The organism is Nostoc sp. UIC 10890, assembly GCF_054786515.1.
The window spans coordinates 174,708-193,116 of record NZ_JBSGKF010000005.1 but is presented as its reverse complement, the minus strand read 5'-3'; the positions used below and the strand labels follow the sequence as shown (position 1 = coordinate 193,116).

Here is an 18,409-nt window from a genome sequence, read left to right as displayed (position 1 = left end):
TCGGGTGCTAGAGGTAACAAGCAATGTCAATAGACCTAAAAGTTTGGCGATGCCTGCGGCGGGCGTAGCCATCGCTAAAAAATCTTAGAGGATGACAAGACAACTCTAAGCTATGCAGGACAAAACTTTGAGAAGATGGTGAAGACAAAAAATAGGGAGCATTTTTGTGGCTCCCCTGGAAAAATATGTTTCCTGAATCTTACCAAAAAACCCTGCGTACCCATCTGAATGAAAGCCAGTATATAACCATAAAGCTTCTGTTGTTATTGCTACAAGTTCATCGTCAGGTCAAACTCTCTGTTTTAGCTAGTGTCTTTCCCCAACCAATTCAATATGGTAGTCGTAAGCGAAACCTGCAACGCTTTTTAAACTTGCCTCGACTCAATAGTCTTGTTGATTGCCCTGGCCTATAGTTTGGCGACAATGCAGGGACAGCAGATGAAAAAATTAGGGATAGATATTTATGCAGGACGTATCCAAGAACACAAAGACCGAACCCCACGCCAGAGTAACTTTAGCTTTGGACTCTATGGACAACGATGGCGTTACGGCATGGAATTATGGGCAGATTCGGTCTTGAGTCTGATTGCACTCAAACCCCATAAACGGCTCTATTTTCAGCGTGGTTTCTATGCCCTATCCCTTATGCAACAACCTTTATAGGTAGGTTGTCACCCTCTGAGCTAAAAAATAGTAGTGTACGATACCGTTTTTCGAGAAATGGAAAAACGGTATCGTCTGGGAGAAATGATAAGATTGGCTTATTGATGAACCCCAAAAATTAACCAAAATCAGCCGGACGGTAAACAAACTTCGCAGGATCGCAGGCTACCCCATATCTAAAGTACGGTTCCGTGCCGCTGCGGGCGCGTAGCGCCCGCAAGCTTGAGGTGATCGCATGATTCATACTTGGATTCAGCAACGCCAATTTTTATATGTATGCAAAAATGACATCACCACTTTCCCTACACCGCCACCAACCAATCGCACACCACAGACCTACACTCGTCTGCAAACTTAACCCAAATCTGCCACTGCCCCAGGTATGCGTTCCAGTAAGGCGAGTCGCTTCCCTCCAATTCAAAATTCAAAATTAGTAATTCAAAATTAATTTTGCATTTTGAATTTTGCATTTTGAATTAAAAAACCTCAGCCTCGCCTTCCTTGGAGGCTAACTTGCTGTAGAACTGAGCCGCACTTTTCTTGCACCTGGCGTAATTTCAATCTTTTTGCTCTTCCACTCCCCAACAGCCTTATCTAATATTTGGGGAATATTGTGTGTGTCAGTAACTGGGGTAGTATTTAAATTAGTATTACCTGAGCTAGTCGGCGTACTCCTTCTTGAATTTTCTGCTCATTGAGTTCAGCATATCCGAAGATAAATTCGCCACCAGGGCTATGTTTTAAATATTGAGGATACGCTGCCCCAATACTTACGCCAGCAAGAGCAGCAAGCTGGACTATTTTATCATCAGTGAGTTTAGTATTGATTTTGACCATCAGGTGCATTCCGGCATTTTCCCCAGATATTTCAATTTTGTCACCGAAATAAGAAAACAAAGACTGCACCAAAGTCTGTCTGCGTTGGTCGTAGAGCGCACGCATCCGTCTGATATGGCGTTCTAAATGTCCTTCGGTAATAAAATCAGTCAGGGCGTACTGTTCTAACAAACTACATTGCCGATCTGCTAGCCATTTTGCACGAGCAAATATATGAACTAAATTCTGTGGTAAAACTAAATAACCAAGACGCAAAGCCGGAAATAGTACTTTAGAGAAAGTACCCAGATAGATCACTGAGTTAGCTTGGTCTAATCCTTGCAATGCTGGTATGGGACGCTGACCATAACGATACTCGCTGTCATAGTCATCTTCAATAATCATCGTCCCTGATTTGTGTGCCCAAGCTAATAACTCTAACCTGCGAGAAAGAGATAATGTAGCACCTGTAGGAAATTGATGAGATGGAGTGACATAGACGAATTTAATGTTAGGGATGATATCTGTTGTTAGGCTACTGACTATTAAGCCAGATTGATCTACAGATATAGGGAATAGACTAGCTCCCTGTGCCAAAAAAGCTCGTCTAGCGCTTAAATAACCTGGTTCTTCCACTGCTATCCAATCACCACGGTCAATTAATACACGTGTAATCAAGTCAAGTCCCTGCTGTGAACCAGCAACAATAATGATTTGCTCTGGCTTACACTTAACTGCTCTGGAGCGTGACAGATAGTCAGCGATCGCCTCTTTTAGAGGTTGATATCCCATAGAGTCAGAAGTATAGTCAAGCACGTATCGACTAAAGCGGCAATGGCGAGACAAGAGCTTACGCCACAAGTCTATTGGGAATTGATCAAAAGCTGGTCGTCCATAACTAAAGCTAATTTCTACTTCTGCTTCTGGTAGGTGTAAAAAAGCTCGATCACTCAAACTTTCGCCATAAGTTGATAAGGATATTGAAGAATGAGGTAGTTGTGATTTTGCCTGAATCGGTGTGGTATTTAGTAATTCATCAGGGAGTTGACGACAGACAAATGTTCCCGAACCGACAATTGTTTCAAGATAACCTTCACTTAAGAGCATTTCATAACTTTGGGTAACAGTGGCGCGGGAAACACTAAGCAATTGAGCAAGCTTTCGCGTTGAAGGCAGTTTTTCTCCTGGGGTTAACCTTCTCGAAAGAATAGCCTGACGTAGTTGGGCGTAAACTTGGCGATACAAAGGTAAAGCTGCTTCTAGGTCAATACTAATAACAAAATCCATTCGGGTTAGGAATTGCAAAAGAGATAAGTGGACTGGTAATTTATTCAAAAAGTGGCACTTGTATCATTCCACTTACCTGATTACTCTAGCGATATAGAGTATAAATTTCCAGCCATGCCTCAACAAAAAGCGCCCAGCCAAAGAACAACAGTTAAACGCGTATCCCAACGAGCAAACTATGAAAGCGACACCATTTATCAAATATTGGATGAAGGATTAGTCTGCCATGTAGGTTTTGTCGCAGATGGACAGCCTTTTGTGATCCCTACAGCCTATGGACGAGTTGAGGATACCTTATACATCCACGGTTCACCTGCTAGTCGAATGCTGCGAATCCTGCAACAAGGTATTGATGTTTGCGTAACAGTGACTTTAATTGATGGGTTAGTATTGGCACGCTCGGCGTTTCACCACTCAATGAATTATCATTCAGTAGTTGTATTTGGTAAAGCAACACTGGTCGAAGATGCAGAGGAAAAATTAGCTGCCTTGAAAGCATTTACAGAACACGTTATTCTTGGACGGTGGTCGCAAGTGCGATCGCCTTGCCATAACGAATTAGCCAGAACTATAGTCTTATCTTTACCGCTCACAGAAGCATCAGCAAAGATTCGCACTGGTGGGCCCATTGATGATGAAGCTGACTATCAAATACCAGTATGGGCAGGAGAAATTCCCTTAAAATTGACGGCGGCTGTACCCATAAATGATCCCAAATTATATCCACATATTGAAGTACCTGCAAATCTGAGCAACTACACTAGACCACAAAAACTTATTCAATATTAAGCGGGAGCTTTATTGGTCTAAGCCGAATGGCACGCTTGATAAGCGCAAACCCGTGATTTAACTGGCTTTTGAGTGTGGGGAGCCAGATTTCTTCCCACACCTCCCACACCCTATACACCTCCCTCAGACAAAGGTTTCAGGTTTTCTTAGTGCCATTCTGGTCTAAGCCGCTTTGAGCCAATCACAGACCACAGACCTACACTCGTCAATAAAGTTAACCCAAACCTGCCACTGCCCCAAGTGTGCGTTCCAGAACGGTTCACCATCAGCAACGCCGACAGCCTCCCTGATTGTGGAGACTAGCTGTTGGTAGAACTGACCAGCGCTGTCGAGTCCTTGGCGCAATTTCAGTTTCAGCCCTTTCCAGCTTTGGGCAATAGGATTTTCCACCTGGGTAAATGTTTGGGGAATGTCAAGAAATTCCGTGTCAATACCTGGTGTTTGTAACTCTATATTGTTCGTGACTGACACCGAATCCCTTGAAAATGCTTCATCCCGATTTAACCACTGCCCAAAAATTGAATCACGCCGGTCATCAGGAGCAACGAATTGATAAACGCACTCCCGGTTTTCACGCTTACCTAATCGACCAACATAGTCCAACTTCAAATCAATCTTCGCAAGTAGTTTCTGTGCGATCGCTATCGGTGTGTGTTTTTCTGAAATCGTTACATTCAAGTAATTCTTGATAACGTGCCGATGCTTTACAGCCAGTGCCTTAAACTCAACCATCTTCTCATCACTTCCACGTAGCTGAACATCTGGTGTAAGAAACTGCAACAGATTGAGATTTTCGAGTAACAACACAGCAGGTAATAGTTGCCCCTTGTTAAAATCCGGTTTCCAAACCGAATTCTCCCCCAACTCTAATATGGATTTCGCCCGTTTCGCATCACGGTTCGTCAGAAACTCTCGCCCCAGTGTCAAATAATAGTGCATCCGCAGTTGGGGATACCAGCCGTCGTCATCTTTCTCGACCAAATCAGGGGTCACGTCAATTTCGTAGCGACGAGACAATTCCGCCTTGCGCTGCTGATGTCGTTCGGTTTTCGTTTTCGCCCTTGTGTCTTGCAGCTTCTTAAGTTCGGCATCAGAGATGGTCGGAGAATCCGCGATCGCTTTACATTCACTAGCGTACAATTCCTGACTTGCCGCTTTAACCGACTCAATTACAGCCTCACTTTCATCATCATCAACATCGTCGGCATCAATAACGGTGTACCCATCCTCGACCAAACCCGCAAGCACAGACTCTCGATAACGCCGCATTTCAACGTTAATCACGGAACCACGTTTACCCCAAGTCTGCAAAGATTCGGGCTGAAAATTCTGATCAACAAAGCTGTAATCATCATTGTCCGCCGCCGACAACAGCGCAATGTTAGCTTGTGTTGCGACGTGTTGACTTCTCAACAAACCCCCTATAGAAGTAGAACCATTCCCTACAACCGACATCCCCCACTCTCTCACCCAAATGTGACGGTCAACTGTTTCCCTAACCCTTGCCAACATCTGACGCACAGAGTTAACCGGCTGCACTCCCTGAAAAATCCCCCAAACAGCGCTGAAATGTCCTCGAATGTCGATGCTGACTCCAGTTTCTAAACTTGGGGAGGCAATAACCAAATCATACTGGGTGAGAATTTCGTTCAATTGAGCGATACAACCGAAAGCCGCATGAGAAGGATCAGCAACAGATTCGCTGTCTATTCTCAGGATTCGCAATTCTGGGTATTTCCGGCGAAAACGTTCTTCCAAAGCTTGCGTCCCCCATTTGGATTTGGCTTTTTGAGCAGAGCAGCACAATAGAAAACGAGGTTGCCAAGACGATTCTGCATGGTGGCTGGCAGAGGGGCAGGGGGGCAGAGGTGCAGAGGAGAGTGTAGCTTCATTCTCCCCTGCTCCTCCGCTCCCCTGCTCCCGTGCCTGACCCACACGGCAATTCTGGTTTGCTAAACCACGCGCGATCGCCTTGTCCAGTGCTGCAATCAAATTCTTCGGATTACTGCCAGAGTAGTTGTAACAATTGCCAGCTACGTGCCGATAATTGTTAACGATGACGAATGGATTAACCCGATATTCTCCAGCAAGTGATAAAACATACTTCACATCAGTATCTGACACATCGGCACTAGACAGGTAAATCTTTCCTTGACTGCTGCCTAAAACATTCTGTACCAGTTGTTTGAGGTTTTTGAGAACGGATACCCGACGTTTAGCAACCTCCGTACCAGAGTTGAGAAGATGCCAGAAAACTTGGTCACATTCATCAATAATAATGACATCATTTGACCAGTCATTGGGGTTAAATCGCGCCTGACTTTCTTGATGCAATGAATCAACACATACCCCATATCCTAATAATGTGCCTGTTTCATTCGTGCGGACTTCGGTAACATAGTTAACACCAAATCGATTACACAGTGCCTCACCTAGCTGGATGCGATGAGTAATGATTAATACCCTCTGCCCTTGGTCGTGTGCTTTCGCCACCTCAGTTGCCAGCCATTCAGTTTTACCAGTGCCTTTAGGAGCCTTGAGGATAATTAGTTTTTCACCTTCGGGGACGAGAAGCTGGCCCAAGAAACGTTGGTTGAGTGCGTAGGCGTAGCCCGTCGCAGACATCGCTGGCGGATAAGTCAGCAGAGTGAACAGCTTAATCTCCCACAACTCCAGTGCAACGGCAGTGTTGTAAAGTGCGTCAAATGCTGGCTGACTGTGAGCAACGATAAAATCATCGACCCCTTTCTCTGCCCCTAACGGTAAATCAATCACTCGCAGCGAACAGCCTTCATTTACCAGCAGCCGTCCCATACGACTGATAGCGGTTCTGACTCGCTGGACTGTTTCAGGTTTGTTGTCTTGGTCAAAGCAAATGTTAACCTGTCTCCCCTGTGTTGCAAAATGTTTCAAGTCGGGAATCAGAAAGGGTTTCCCGATGGCAGTACCGTACTCATCCTGGGGTGTGCGGTATCCTGCGTTAACACCTGGAATTGCGATCGCAGCATAACCAGCAGTCAGTAATGCCCCCGCTTTCTTAACCCCTTCGACAATTGTGACTGGTACGTTATGCTTTACAACCCAGTGCCAGAAGCCGCCAGGGTGTTTTAGATCATCTTCGGTGATGGGGATACCAGAGCGATTTGAGACTTTTAGCCAAATGCGATTCGGCACTAAGAGGAAGAAAGCGCGTGTCTCGTCTCTGTATGGATGCTCGTACTTGATGAACTTGTGGATTTTCTGGCGGTCACGTCTGGGGTGGTCGGGTTTGAAGCAACCCCACATCATCAGGACGTAGTTGTTGAGGGGGTCAACTCCATTGCACCACCAGCCGCCTAATTCAATGTGCTGGTACTTCTTTAAATCGCGATCGCGCAGTCGTCCATCATTGCGACGGGAGATTTTGGGACTGTAGAGCAAGTATTCGTAGGGTGTTGTGCCAGACAGCGAACGCACATTCAGAGCAATGATTTCTTCGTCAACTCCGCTGCCTCGCCATTCTTGTAAATGTTTGAAGTGAGAATCAGATTCGATTATACGCATATTTCCTCTGTTTTTTGACGCATGGAAATGAAGCGGCATTGCACCCATGCCGCCGATTCAACTTTTTGTGAGCGCTTGTGCTGGCTATGAAGTAGTGATCAAGCCAGCCACAGCGTTATCTGCCCCCTCCGGTGTGTGGACGGAATGTGAGATTAATACGTGTGCCAACGACTTTGTTGGTTTTGGGGACTTGATGCAGATGTGTCGATTGACAACCAGGGTGCATCACAAGTAAGCTACCGTGTTCGAGCCAGAAGTCAGTGGGTTTGCCATTTCTCGGTTTGATTTGAAACTTGCGACATGACCCCAGGCTTATGGAAGCGATCGCAGGGTTGAATCCCATCGATGCTTCGTTGTCAGCGTGATTAAACTCAACGAAGTTGTCACCAACTCCGTTGGTCTTCAAAACCGTGCATGAGACTTTTACCTCACACGGCTCCTCAATGATTTGACGCTTGTCATGCGTACCTAGCACCATCTTTGGCGGTTTTCGTATCGTGGCAATGTCTATGTAGAAGCTGAAAATTTTTATACTCATCCTTACCGCCTTTCGACTTAGGAAGAATATGGTCAACTTCTATGACATCTTCCTCACGGAAGTAAAGGTTACAAAAGGCACATTTTCCTTTTTGCTGTTTCAGGAGTTTTGTGACTCTGTGAGGCATTTGGGGATTTTTACCTTTTCTTGCACTCCAGTAAACTAGGTTGCCATCAAAGGGGGATGCAGTTCCTTTAACTTTGACGTGCCGGACTATTTCTGTCTGCTGGTGTCTAAGCAATTTATGAACTACTTCTGTGCCATACTTTGTGGAGAATACCCAGTTGTTGCCGCCTACCGTATGCCAGTACTTGTTGTTTATCCAACTTTTTGACTTTTTCGGATGACGGCTGTTTGCCCAGGCTTGAAGCTTCTGGAACAATTGGTGGTCAAGACTTTCAAAGATTTCTTTACTCACTACGGTGGAGTAGTAATTTGCCCAACCCCGAATAATCGGGTTGAGCTTACTTATCAGTGCCTGTTGAGGTGCTGATTTGTGTTCATCAATAATCTTACAAAGTTCTTGGTAATGTTCTTTAATCTTCTTATTACTGGGCTTGATGAGCGTTTTAAAGCCTAAGACTTTTCCATTACTATTCTTTGCTGAATGATTTTTCCCGACTGGGTATTGTCTGACGTTGAATCCTAAGAAGTCAAACCCGATTTCATCATTCATTGATACAAAGGTGTGACGGATTTTTGTCTTTTGTGGATTTAATTCTAAACCCATGTCTTTTAACCATTCTGTGATTAAATCCCTACAGACGTTCAGATGTTGGGCATTTTCGTGTAAAATAACGAAGTCGTCGGCATACCTGATTAAGGTAAATGCGCTACGATTATCCCGTTTAGTTCCTGGAATAGATTCAGCGTATTTTTTAATTACTTGTTCCATTCCATGCAAGGCAATATTCGCCAGTAGAGGGGAAATGACCCCGCCTTGAGGCGTGCCTTCGGCTGTAGGAAGTAACTCTTGACCATCAATCACTCCCGCTTTTAACCATGCCTGAATTTGACGGCGAAGGGTGGGGAATGTATTTAGTTTTTTGAGTAATGCAGAATGATTGATTTTGTCGAAGCATTTAGACAGATCAGCATCTAAAACAAATTTAGATTTTTGCTTAATTGTGATAAATATTGCTTCCACAGCATCATGACATGAGCGTCCCTGCCGAAAACCGTAGCTGTTCGGTTCAAAAACCGCTTCCCATTCTGGTTCTAGTGCCAGTTTGACAAGGGCTTGTAATGCCCTATCATTCATTGTTGGGATACCTAAAGGTCGTTTTGCATCCGTTCCAGGCTTGGGAATCCAAACCCTTCGAGTAGCAAGACTTTTGGTTCCTAATCTCATCGTTTTTACCAAACGTAACCGAGCAGATGGAGTGAGGGATTTGATTCCATCAACACCTGCTGTTTTCTTACCTTGGTTATCTTGAGAGACTTTGCGAACAGCTAGAGCTTTTGCTGACCAAGACCTCATCAATGTTTTCTGAAGCTTACGAACTGCTTTAATATCACCACGATTAGAGGCTTGGAAAATTCTCTTTTGAAGCTTAAAAACACGACGTTCTAGCTTTTGCCAGTTAATTGTGTTCCATTCCACCATCGGCTTGTGCCGTGTATTAGACATATCTACTTCCTACAAAAGACTTTTCCTTTCAAATCATTGTGAGTACGTCAGCATATTTTCACCATTACAGTGAAACATTCGCTTCTTACTCAATCTCACCACCTCGCAGTATCCGGTTAGCACCTACTCAAATATTCGACCTTTTGAGAACATACGAGGGGTTACTTTGTTCCAAATGACATTACTGTGTATTTTTAGAGCGACGTTCTCCACCGGGTTTGTCGGGAGTGCTTATTGGTCGAGGTTGGAATCGCCAATCCCTGATTATCCTTTACCTTTTGGTGTAGCTTATCAGCCATATTTAGCTACTTTTCGATAACGATGGTTCAAACACGTCTTCAAGCCAAAGCTTTACTCATGAATACATTCGCTTGGACTTCACCGGGTTGAGGCTCCTAGTGAGATATCCTTTCACCCCCGCTTCAGGCTTTGATAGCTAGTCTCAAACCTGGGGGACGCAGTTTTATCCGCGTTCTGTGCGCTTTCACCTCAGCACTTGAGGGGTAGGATTCACACCTACAAAGTCATTCAGTTTAGAGATAAAATCTCTAGGATAATCCTCCAAAACCATTACAGGTTCTAGTTTCTATCCAACAAATCACACCCAACCAATCGAATCCTGTCCCGTGCGATATTGGTTGCCGATTACGATGCGGAATTTGTAACCAGTCAGTGCAGTGATTCTGTCCCGTAAGCTAGACAGAGCTTCTGTCCAACATAGTGGTTTTAAAAAGACGCTATTGGAGTAAAGGTAATCACATCCGGCATCACCGTAAAGACATTCCAGGCGGGGAACAGGCATTGTTTTACCCAGCATTCTGATTTGATTCTGTTGCCACTCCAGTCGTAGACAGTGCTGGTAAAGTTCATTTGCAAGTTCCTGACTTAAGAAATCAGGGTAATAGGTGATGGGTAAAACCGGGGTTGATTCAGCAAAAAGTGTGAGTTGTTGCATGATATTTCTCTCAAAACAAGAAACTGCTATTAGTTCTGTTCGGCTTTAAAAACTTCAACCAAAATACTTTCTGGATACAAACCGACTTTTCCAAAACGTGGGTCATGAATGCGTTCTATTTCTATCCCTTGTTTTCGGCACAATGTACTTGCCTTTCTACCTTTAGTACCCGCTTCTTTAACTGAAATTTCTAAACCTTGAAGATTGGCGAATCCAACAACACTATATTTGTGACCGCAGGGTGTGTTTACTCTGTCTTGCTCAACTTCAACCGCTTTGAGTCTCGCCAAAATTTCAGTCTGTTGCTGTTGTTGTTGGAGTAAATGCTGTTCTTGCTCTGCAAGTTGTTGTGCGATCGCCGCGAGTAACTGTATTTGTGTCATGGCTTTTAACTGGGTTTGGGTTTCAGCCTCTCGCGTTTTCACAACAAAATAACTTTGTGCTGCTGCTATCTCTGGTTTTCGTGGATCGCCATTCATTGCGGTTAGATATCCGCCATAACGAGATAGTTTGTAATCTTGTCCTGGTCGCCCCTGACTTTTCAGGGTTGACCCTGAAAAGTGCATCTCTACGTCATTTTCCGTATTTTTACAAGCAAAAGTTGCTCTTTCAATTACGGGTTTAAACTCATTCCAGCGAGAATAACCCAGTAATGGCATTAACTCTCTAGCAGTCCAATATTCTTGTCCTTGTTCATCGAACTGACGGATGCCATCGAAAGGACTACTGTTATTTAGTTGATGGAGATTTTCATTCTTAGTCATGACATACCTTTTGTTTCATGGTGGTAGAAGTAATTGCTGACTTTGATTAACAGGTGATACTTTTTTCGGTGAAGCCAACAAATTATCGTTAGAGTGCTAAACAAATCAGACATTTACCCGCACTAAACTTTTCTCACCAACTAGTGAGAAACGATTAGATATAGTTGGTGTCTTAATTAACGTTGGCGACATCAATTCAACAAGGTAAAACCAAGAATCATGCACCAGCGCAATCCCCAAAATCAGCCGTTGTTTTGTTCCCTTATCGTGAGAACAGAGGATTACTCTTTCGCCCAAAACAAACGCAGGTTTTTGCACTTTGATGGCTTCTAACTCTCCAGTTGCAATGATCTGATTTTGTGTGGCGTGGAGTATTTCATTACGGCAGTCAATTGAATAAATCCAACATTCGTGCTTCCACTGCATCCCACAGCAATAGCCGAATGTTCTCGTGGTTCTGAGGTATACCCTCTCCAGTAAATTAACTGCAACAGGTGGAATTGTTCCATGCCAAGGTGGGGAAAGATACCAACTTGTTTTCAGGGCATTAATGTTGTCAATCATGCTTTTCTTCCCAATAAATAATTAATGGCTTCGGAGTCAATAGAGGCAATACGCTTTTTCAGATGTTGTGGAGGATTCTCAAAAAAGCTTTTAAGATGCCATCTCCGAACTTGATAACGCTTAGAAGAACGGCGACTAGTTTTCAACCAACCACGTCTCACCCAACCAGAAACGGTGGTGGAATGCACACAGAGAACACGGGCGATTTCAGCACTACTATAGTTATCGAGGAAGGGGCTTGTAGAATAACCTAAAGCCCAAAGCTTAGTAGCGATCGCAATTGGAGTACGAAAATACCCATGTCTTTTTAAGATTGAGGCTATTTGCTTAGGGGTATAAAGTTCAGCTTTAGCTTCAATAATTCCGAGTTCTTCATCAGTCCATTTGGGATTCATTTATTACCTCCAATGTTTATGCAGACTTAGGAGAAGAATGTTCTTGGACAATCCGAGCGCTGATAGATTCAAAATCCACTTGAAAGATGTTCATATCTGTGACCATTTCCCCGGTGTTGTAGCGGTATACTATGTGCTGCTTGATTGCGGATTGACTCAGCCCATCAGGGATATCAATGTGCGCTTCGCTGGTGATTTTTTCAACAACTGTAACGATGACTCTCATGGTTAATTCCTCTGATGTTGAGAATTCAGGAGCCAGGAGCCAGAAATCAGAATAATTCTGAATCCTGAATTCTGACTTCTGACTTCTGACTTTTGATTTACACCGCTCCGGCTTTTGAAGCTTGCAACTCTTGCATCCATCCGTTGATTGCCGTTAATTCATTTGCACCATTAGCGACAGCATTAACAACCTGCTTTTGATACAAAGATTCAGCATGATTGGGATGGTCACACTTATCTGCTGCCCAAGCCAAACACATGGTTTTTACCAGTTCATTAATCTTGCTAATATGAAGTAGACTTGGGCGGTCAACATCCTGAAATTCCAACCACTCTTTGACTAAATCAAGGGGATAATCAAGCAAAGTGCGAATATTTTTGATTCGTAAATCTTGGGGATGTACCGCTTGAGGGACTACACTAAGTTTTGGCGTGGATGGAGTAGTTGAGGAATTCCCAGCTAATAAAATTTGAATGTCATGAATGATTGTTGCCCAATCTAAATCTCTACTCCATTCCCTATAAATTTTGGTCTTACTTGCAGCATCGTAAAGATTACAGAAAACTGTATTCTCGTCGCCAGCATTAGCAACAATAATCAGTGGCTTAGAAAAATCTTGAACTAATGAGGCAGCAAGAAGAAAGCTTTTTGCGAAATTGGTTTCAACACCAGTTCTGATAACGTAAAGTTCATCAGCACTGACAACAATATCCAGCTTGATATTGTCCTTGCCTTTGAATTCTTTAGTCGTCAATCGCAGTTCTGAAAGATACCCAGTTAATGCTCTTTGGGAAACAGGGATGGTTTTATCCCTGTCAATATCGTAGTGATACCACAGGTAAAATTCTCCACCTAACTCGGCATTTTTGACATATAAATAGATGGGTTCGGGAGGGTTGCATAAACCTAGTTTGATTTCAGTAACCATGTTCGCCTCGGTTAAAGTTTCATTGAGTGTTGTTCTGTGTGCCATAATGGGAATTCTGTAGCGGGAGAAAAACTTCCGTGCGTTCACTTGAATAAGCGGCACTCATTCAGGTGAACGCTTTTGTATTAAATTGAAAGTTCTCGATTCCGCTCTAACTCCCATTGCAAATAAGTGAGCGCAGTGCTAGCATCCGCAATGTTTAAATCAGGTTGATATCCCAACTCCAGTAGTTGTTTGTAATCTGGGTGCGTAGCAATTTCAGATATCAGATTTTGGGCTTGTTCAAGTAATTGGCAGAGATTTGGATTAGACATTTCAATGCCCAGCCGTGAGCATAAATCTTCTGCTTTCACTCCCATGATTCCTGGCTCAATCTCCGTTTCTAACTCTTCAAGCAGGGATTGAAAACCAGGGTGTTCATCGTTGATTTCGACTTCAAATAAATCTGCGCTCTGTGTAACGATAGTTGCCCAATCAGGTAAAGTCTGTGCAATGGTCTTAGCGTAAAGTTTCATAAGTTTGTCCTCTGGGATTAATAACCTAAAAATCCTCGGCAATCTCTAACAAAAAGCCGCGCCCCGTGTTTTGTACTTGCACCAGTTCTTTATCCAACAGTGTTTGAATGACTGAATTGGAGAATTGAAACTGAAGACGGTGCAGAGGAACACAACCACCGCAAAACTGAAGCACACGCAGTAAATGATTGGCTCTACGGTCAAAGTCGTTGTCAATCGGTTTAGACATTCGCTTTTCCTCCGGTGACTACAGCTAACTGTTGTTGCAGAATTGCTATCTGCTGTTGGTAAAACTCAATCTCTGCGGTAATTTGCGTGAACAATTCCTGCGGAGAGAGCGGTTGAATTTGATTCTCTTGCAAGTACGATATCTCGTCAGAATTCTTGTTAGGCATCAATACGTAACGCCATCCTTCATCAAATTCATTAGCCAGTTCTGTACCAGAGGGATAGTAGTAAAGTCCTAGAATCGTGCCTTGTTCTGTACGCTGATCTAAAGCAAAGCGAGGGTAGCCCCAGTATTGGGGGATTACGATTGTGGGTTGCATTGATTTAATTGGGGATTGGTGAATAAATAATTAGGGAAAGGGGAAAGGGGAAGGGAATGAAGAAATTTACCTTTCCCCTTTAACCTTTTCCCAGGCGAAGCCCAAGATTACGCTGTGACTAACTCCGTTCTCTCCAGCAGCCGTTGCAATTTATCGCCAGTTAACTGTTCTAACGGCTGATCTAAAAAATATTCCTCAAAAATGGATTTACTATCAGTAGACACGTCCACCATCGACAATGAGCGCACAGCATCAAGTACGGAGTTAGAATACTGCTGCTGGACTGAATAACGCCTCTTCACCCACCAGTTCCCATCAGTGCATCCGACTTGCCCCAGTTTCACGCCGTTGTTGTAAATGCCATCATCGAGAATTTCAAACCCGTAATTCTGGCACTCGTTGAAGATATGCGCCATGATTAGGTTTTCGGTCGTGGGGGGTGTTTCTACTTGGGCGGGTTCGTTTAGTGTGCTGTCTTGGTGATGCCATTGAATGAAGCGATAGCATCTTGCATAAGTGTTAGCGCGGAATTTCTCTTTGCCCTGTACCAAGACTACCCAAGGCTGTGTTAGGTCATCGTCGTGGCTAATGCTGGCTATCAGTTCCTCGCCGCAGTAAATTTCATGATCGTAAAAAGAGATTTCGACTATTCTGAGGGGTTCGGGAGCTATGGCTTGGGCTTGGTCAGCGATGTAGCTGTCGAGTTCGGCTTGGGCGAGGGCTTGGTTGTCGGGGGCAGCGAAGGTGAGTTTCTGAATCTTGCTGGTTTGATATTCAGCGATCGCAGTAATCCAAGAATCCTTGCAGCGTTTGTCGCTTACTTCCACTGTGCAGCCGATTTCGCTGTAGATTTGCTTCAGACGGGCAATAGATTTCAGTTGTAGCTGTTGTTGGCTGTAGATGTTGTAAGTCATAATTGATAAAGTCTTAATGGACATAGAGAAGCGCTTCAGATTTCCGGTCGGGGGCGCTTTCTCTATATAAATATTGTAGACTGATGGTCTACAGTTGTCAACTGATGCACGACACTATATAGTAAGTGTAGGACGACGTTTTACATTAAAGGAGGTGGTTTAGGTGGATATAGTGAAAATCAGACGCTACACAGACATTGAAATTTCAGGTTTAGGAGGAAAAATTAAACAAGCTAGAAAAGCTGATGGGCGTTCAGTCGAGGTTTTGGCAGGAGAAGCTGATATTAGCCGATCTTACTGGCACGATATTGAGGCAGAACGAATACGAGATGCTTTGCCTGAAGACACATTAAGGAAAATTGAGCGAGTACTTGGTATTGACTTAGGAGTGAAATTCGATGATTAACTACTCCTCTCGCCTTGCCCTTAGTTTTTTTACGAGCGATTGTAGCTCCTGACTACAACCATAAAATTGTTATCTAGTCTGAGAAATACCATTTGAAAGGGTGGAATCATGACTAAACCATCCTCGAACCGCAAAAAAGCCACCTCTGCTGTCTCCAACAATTTACAAGCAACCGCTAGTTCTGCCGAAGACACCTTTGATCCAGAAAATCCTGCTACAGCAACAATTACAGTTACTGCTGCTGAAGTAGAGGAGTTGTCCGAAACGGAACAACGCGATCGCCTTCACCTAGAGCGCCGTGTGGAAAGAGCGTTTTTTGAGGCGGGTAAGGCACTGGCAGAATTGCGCGATCGCAGATTGTACCGCTCGACGCACAAGACGTTTGAGGAATATTGCCGTTCTCGGTTTGCCTATACTCACCGCCATGTAAATTATTTAATAGCTGCTTCAAATGTAGTTGACAACATAATAATGGGAACCAATGGTTCCCAAAATGAGATACCGGATGAAATGGGAACCAATGGTTCCCAAAACGAGATATCGGATGAAATGGGAACCAATGGTTCCCAAATTTTGCCTACAACCGAACGCCAAGTTCGACCACTGACTAAGCTAGAACCATCGCAACAGCAAGAAGTATGGCGGCAAGCGGTGGAGCAGGCAGGGGGAAAAGTGCCGCCAGCCAGAATTGTCAAAGATGTGGTGCAGCGCATCATGGAAAGGACGAAAGTACCAAACACATACCAAATTGGCGAAGTCTGCCAAATCCTTGTTAAAGACAATCCCGAACTGAGGGGCAAAGGTGGCTGCTGGGGTATAGTTAACCATGTGGGCGAATTCAGTTGTACCGTCAAAACCTGGGATGGAGAGTACGCCATTGGGTTGCAGCACCTGAAGTCTTACAATTACCTGCCTGCGGAGTGTCAGCAGATGCAGATGATTTGCGATCGCATCAGTAGGTTACGGGAAAACGAGAACTTGGAAGAAGCTGCCCGTACTGTACTGAAGCACTTGGGGGAATTGAAGCGGTCGTATTTAACTGCGTTTGAGGAAGAACTTTTGAGCTTCATAGAGGGAAATCTTTAGAGGCTTGCAATCAAATAAAGTACCAGCTAAAGAGGGACATAAGTCTGCGCCTCTTTTTTTACTTAGACTTTTGTCAGTCAACCAGTATCTTGGCTGAATACCCTGTATTTATCCTTGTATCCGACGCTGGGCTTAAAGGCTTCTTCTCTAAAAATATACTTGAGCGTAAGTTGTGATGCTATCTGGTTTTGCTTACTTTCAGCTTACATTTTAGTTAAGCAAGCTGACTTGACATTTTGATTTACATCAATTAGTGTAAACAAGAATTGATGTAAAAAATCGTTTTGTAATTTATGTACTTTGACGACGTGCGTCAATGGCAGGGAACTGCGGAGGCTCTTGCAAAAGAACTGAAACGCCGGATTGAGCAGCTAGGACTCTCAGTAGAAGTACCTGCCCTACGGACTGTTCGATCATGGCGAACAAAGCAACTTCTTTCGCAACCCAAAGGAGAAGAATTTAGATTTCGACAGATTTTGGAGGGGTTAGCAACAACTCTTCTCTTGAAAAAAGGCTGGACGCTAACAGCGATCGCTCAAGTTTTGCCTTCATTTTCTGAAAATATTTTAGAAAGGCAAATCATTGCAGAAGCTGATGGTCAAGATCCCACATGGTCACCTGCAATGGAAGTAACTCTCTTGCCATTATCTACGGGACATCGCCAAGTAGCTGATTTGGCTGAAGATGCTATCGTTCTGTTGGCACAGGGAATTCTTCGCCAATATGACCGGGTTCTTTCTGGTAGAGAAATTGTCTGCCAACACGATAGTATGCCACCCGAACTCTATAAGGCCATGTGTAAATTGGGTCGTCTATATATTGAAGAAGGGCTAACCGACAGCGCTGCTTGTGTGCATACTGTTTTGGAACGTGCTAGATACTCACTTGTTTGCGAAGAGTGGAAATTAGAAGTTTTTCGCAACTCTAATTTTCGCTTCGGTGGAGTTACCCTAATTGACCCAGACTTGCGCGTACCAACCTCAGATTGTTCAGAGATTGCTGCTATCAGTGGAGCCTTTGGCGAAGACAATGTGATTGAGCATCGGCTGCATAGATATTTGCGTGAGGCAACTGAGCGAATGGGAAGTCGTCGCCAGCACAAAACCTACACTGCTTTACGGGAGCTAGTTGGCAGGTACTCGCTTATAGTCGAACATCAACTATGGGATTATTTGGTAGACAACAATCTAACCCCCATACAGGGAACGATAATCGACACATTCTTCGACTCAGTACCAGATATCTGGCTAATCAAAGGGCTAGCTCATCGTTGCGCCCACTGTGGCACGTTGATGCGACCGCATCCTAATAAAAAAAATTTTCCAGAAGGGCACTGTCCAATCCGACAGTGTAACAGCCGTAAAGGAGCAAAAGTTTTGGAGAAGTTAGACCCATCTCAAGACCGTTTATTGATTGCAAAGCCTCAAATTCTGACCTACTGGACTGGCCCGGCAATTGATGAATTAGAAATTTTTGATACAGCCCTACAACACGGGCTAAATGCTGAATTGTACCCGGAATCTGATTTATGTGATGTGTCGATAAATGAACGGGCAATTGGTATTGATGCTAAATCTTACACAAGTCCTGTATCTCTAGCTCTACGCCTCAACCGTAGCATTGGGGGATTGGTTCACTATCGTCGTCGCATTATTGCCATTAGCGACCAGTTAATTGAAGAAAACCCTAGTTACATTTCGACCCTAAAGTCAACACTCGATAAAAAAGGAGACCCCACTACTTTAGAAATTTTGCCAGTTTCCTTGGTGATTGAATTTTTAAAACAGATGTAAATTATCACAGCTACAAGTTGCATTTTTTGGAAACCGTAACTCTTGATAT

General features: G+C 43.9%; 20 protein-coding genes and 1 pseudogene. 7 read left to right on the top strand and 14 right to left on the bottom strand.

The window, feature by feature from the left end:
* Positions 1-185: 185 nt before the first annotated feature.
* Positions 186-663, top strand: a pseudogene (locus tag ACWATR_RS34580) (hypothetical protein).
* Positions 664-898: 235 nt separating this feature from the next.
* Positions 899-1,021: a hypothetical protein gene (locus ACWATR_RS34575; protein WP_460343175.1), complete on the top strand. Its 123-nt coding sequence runs from the start codon at positions 899-901 to the stop codon at positions 1,019-1,021.
* 281 nt (positions 1,022-1,302) lie between these two features.
* Here ACWATR_RS34575 and pdxR read toward each other — a convergent pair whose 3' ends face one another.
* Positions 1,303-2,766, bottom strand: coding sequence for a MocR-like pyridoxine biosynthesis transcription factor PdxR (gene pdxR / locus ACWATR_RS34570; RefSeq protein ID WP_460343172.1), 1,464 nt, complete (start codon positions 2,764-2,766; stop codon positions 1,303-1,305).
* A gap of 114 nt (positions 2,767-2,880) precedes the next feature.
* On the opposite strand from pdxR, the gene ACWATR_RS34565 reads away from it, so the two are divergent.
* Positions 2,881-3,555 carry a pyridoxamine 5'-phosphate oxidase family protein gene (locus ACWATR_RS34565; protein WP_460343309.1) on the top strand — a complete coding sequence of 225 codons (675 nt, stop codon included), beginning with the start codon at positions 2,881-2,883 and terminating at the stop codon, positions 3,553-3,555.
* A gap of 162 nt (positions 3,556-3,717) precedes the next feature.
* Here ACWATR_RS34565 and ACWATR_RS34560 read toward each other — a convergent pair whose 3' ends face one another.
* From ACWATR_RS34560 to ltrA, 3 genes are all read right to left on the bottom strand, one after another.
* Positions 3,718-7,098: a plasmid replication protein, CyRepA1 family gene (locus ACWATR_RS34560; protein ID WP_460343169.1), complete on the bottom strand. Its 3,381-nt coding sequence runs from the start codon at positions 7,096-7,098 to the stop codon at positions 3,718-3,720.
* Between the two features lie 115 nt (positions 7,099-7,213).
* Entirely contained in the window at positions 7,214-7,576 is a 363-nt protein-coding gene (locus ACWATR_RS34555; RefSeq protein WP_460343166.1) for an alpha-ketoglutarate-dependent dioxygenase AlkB, read from the bottom strand.
* Entirely contained in the window at positions 7,557-9,266 is a 1,710-nt protein-coding gene (gene ltrA / locus ACWATR_RS34550; RefSeq protein ID WP_460343163.1) for a group II intron reverse transcriptase/maturase, read from the bottom strand. The genes ACWATR_RS34555 and ltrA overlap by 20 nt, the downstream gene beginning before the upstream one ends.
* Before the next feature lie 175 nt (positions 9,267-9,441).
* Here ltrA and ACWATR_RS34545 point away from each other — a divergent pair, with 175 nt between their 5' ends.
* A complete protein-coding gene (locus tag ACWATR_RS34545) occupies positions 9,442-9,585 on the top strand; it encodes a hypothetical protein (protein WP_460343160.1) in 144 nt (47 codons plus the stop codon).
* A 279-nt stretch (positions 9,586-9,864) separates the two neighbouring features.
* On the opposite strand, the gene ACWATR_RS34540 is transcribed toward ACWATR_RS34545, so the two are convergent.
* The 10 genes from ACWATR_RS34540 to ACWATR_RS34495 all read right to left on the bottom strand — a co-directional run bounded on the left by ACWATR_RS34540 (position 9,865) and on the right by ACWATR_RS34495 (position 15,075).
* Positions 9,865-10,221 (bottom strand): alpha-ketoglutarate-dependent dioxygenase AlkB family protein, encoded by a 357-nt coding sequence (locus ACWATR_RS34540; protein ID WP_460343157.1) that lies wholly within the window; start codon positions 10,219-10,221, stop codon positions 9,865-9,867.
* Positions 10,222-10,250: 29 nt separating this feature from the next.
* The gene (locus ACWATR_RS34535) at positions 10,251-10,985 is read right to left on the bottom strand and encodes a BRO family protein (RefSeq protein ID WP_460343154.1); all 735 of its coding nucleotides are present in this window, start codon (positions 10,983-10,985) and stop codon (positions 10,251-10,253) included.
* 105 nt (positions 10,986-11,090) lie between these two features.
* On the bottom strand, positions 11,091-11,549 hold the full coding sequence (locus ACWATR_RS34530; RefSeq protein WP_460343151.1) for a DUF1392 domain-containing protein: 459 nt from the start codon (positions 11,547-11,549) through the stop codon (positions 11,091-11,093).
* Entirely contained in the window at positions 11,546-11,944 is a 399-nt protein-coding gene (locus tag ACWATR_RS34525; protein WP_109012896.1) for a MerR family transcriptional regulator, read from the bottom strand. Before ACWATR_RS34525 ends, ACWATR_RS34530 begins: the two co-directional genes overlap by 4 nt.
* Before the next feature lie 16 nt (positions 11,945-11,960).
* A complete protein-coding gene (locus ACWATR_RS34520) occupies positions 11,961-12,170 on the bottom strand; it encodes a hypothetical protein (RefSeq protein ID WP_460343148.1) in 210 nt (69 codons plus the stop codon).
* A gap of 97 nt (positions 12,171-12,267) precedes the next feature.
* Positions 12,268-13,098, bottom strand: a complete 831-nt coding sequence (locus ACWATR_RS34515; protein ID WP_460343306.1) for a hypothetical protein — start codon at positions 13,096-13,098, stop codon at positions 12,268-12,270.
* 125 nt (positions 13,099-13,223) lie between these two features.
* Positions 13,224-13,613, bottom strand: coding sequence for a hypothetical protein (locus ACWATR_RS34510; RefSeq protein ID WP_460343145.1), 390 nt, complete (start codon positions 13,611-13,613; stop codon positions 13,224-13,226).
* 25 nt (positions 13,614-13,638) lie between these two features.
* A complete protein-coding gene (locus ACWATR_RS34505; RefSeq protein ID WP_460343142.1) occupies positions 13,639-13,842 on the bottom strand; it encodes a hypothetical protein in 204 nt (67 codons plus the stop codon).
* Positions 13,835-14,161 carry a hypothetical protein gene (locus ACWATR_RS34500; protein ID WP_460343139.1) on the bottom strand — a complete coding sequence of 109 codons (327 nt, stop codon included), beginning with the start codon at positions 14,159-14,161 and terminating at the stop codon, positions 13,835-13,837. Before ACWATR_RS34500 ends, ACWATR_RS34505 begins: the two co-directional genes overlap by 8 nt.
* Before the next feature lie 107 nt (positions 14,162-14,268).
* A complete protein-coding gene (locus ACWATR_RS34495; RefSeq protein ID WP_460343136.1) occupies positions 14,269-15,075 on the bottom strand; it encodes a hypothetical protein in 807 nt (268 codons plus the stop codon).
* 172 nt (positions 15,076-15,247) lie between these two features.
* Between ACWATR_RS34495 and ACWATR_RS34490 the strand changes: the two genes are divergently transcribed.
* From ACWATR_RS34490 to ACWATR_RS34480, 3 genes are all read left to right on the top strand, one after another.
* Positions 15,248-15,481, top strand: coding sequence for a helix-turn-helix domain-containing protein (locus ACWATR_RS34490; RefSeq protein WP_100904288.1), 234 nt, complete (start codon positions 15,248-15,250; stop codon positions 15,479-15,481).
* Between the two features lie 108 nt (positions 15,482-15,589).
* Positions 15,590-16,567: a hypothetical protein gene (locus ACWATR_RS34485; protein ID WP_460343133.1), complete on the top strand. Its 978-nt coding sequence runs from the start codon at positions 15,590-15,592 to the stop codon at positions 16,565-16,567.
* Positions 16,568-16,860: 293 nt separating this feature from the next.
* Positions 16,861-18,360, top strand: coding sequence for a restriction endonuclease-related protein (locus ACWATR_RS34480; RefSeq protein ID WP_460343130.1), 1,500 nt, complete (start codon positions 16,861-16,863; stop codon positions 18,358-18,360).
* Positions 18,361-18,409: the final 49 nt, after the last annotated feature.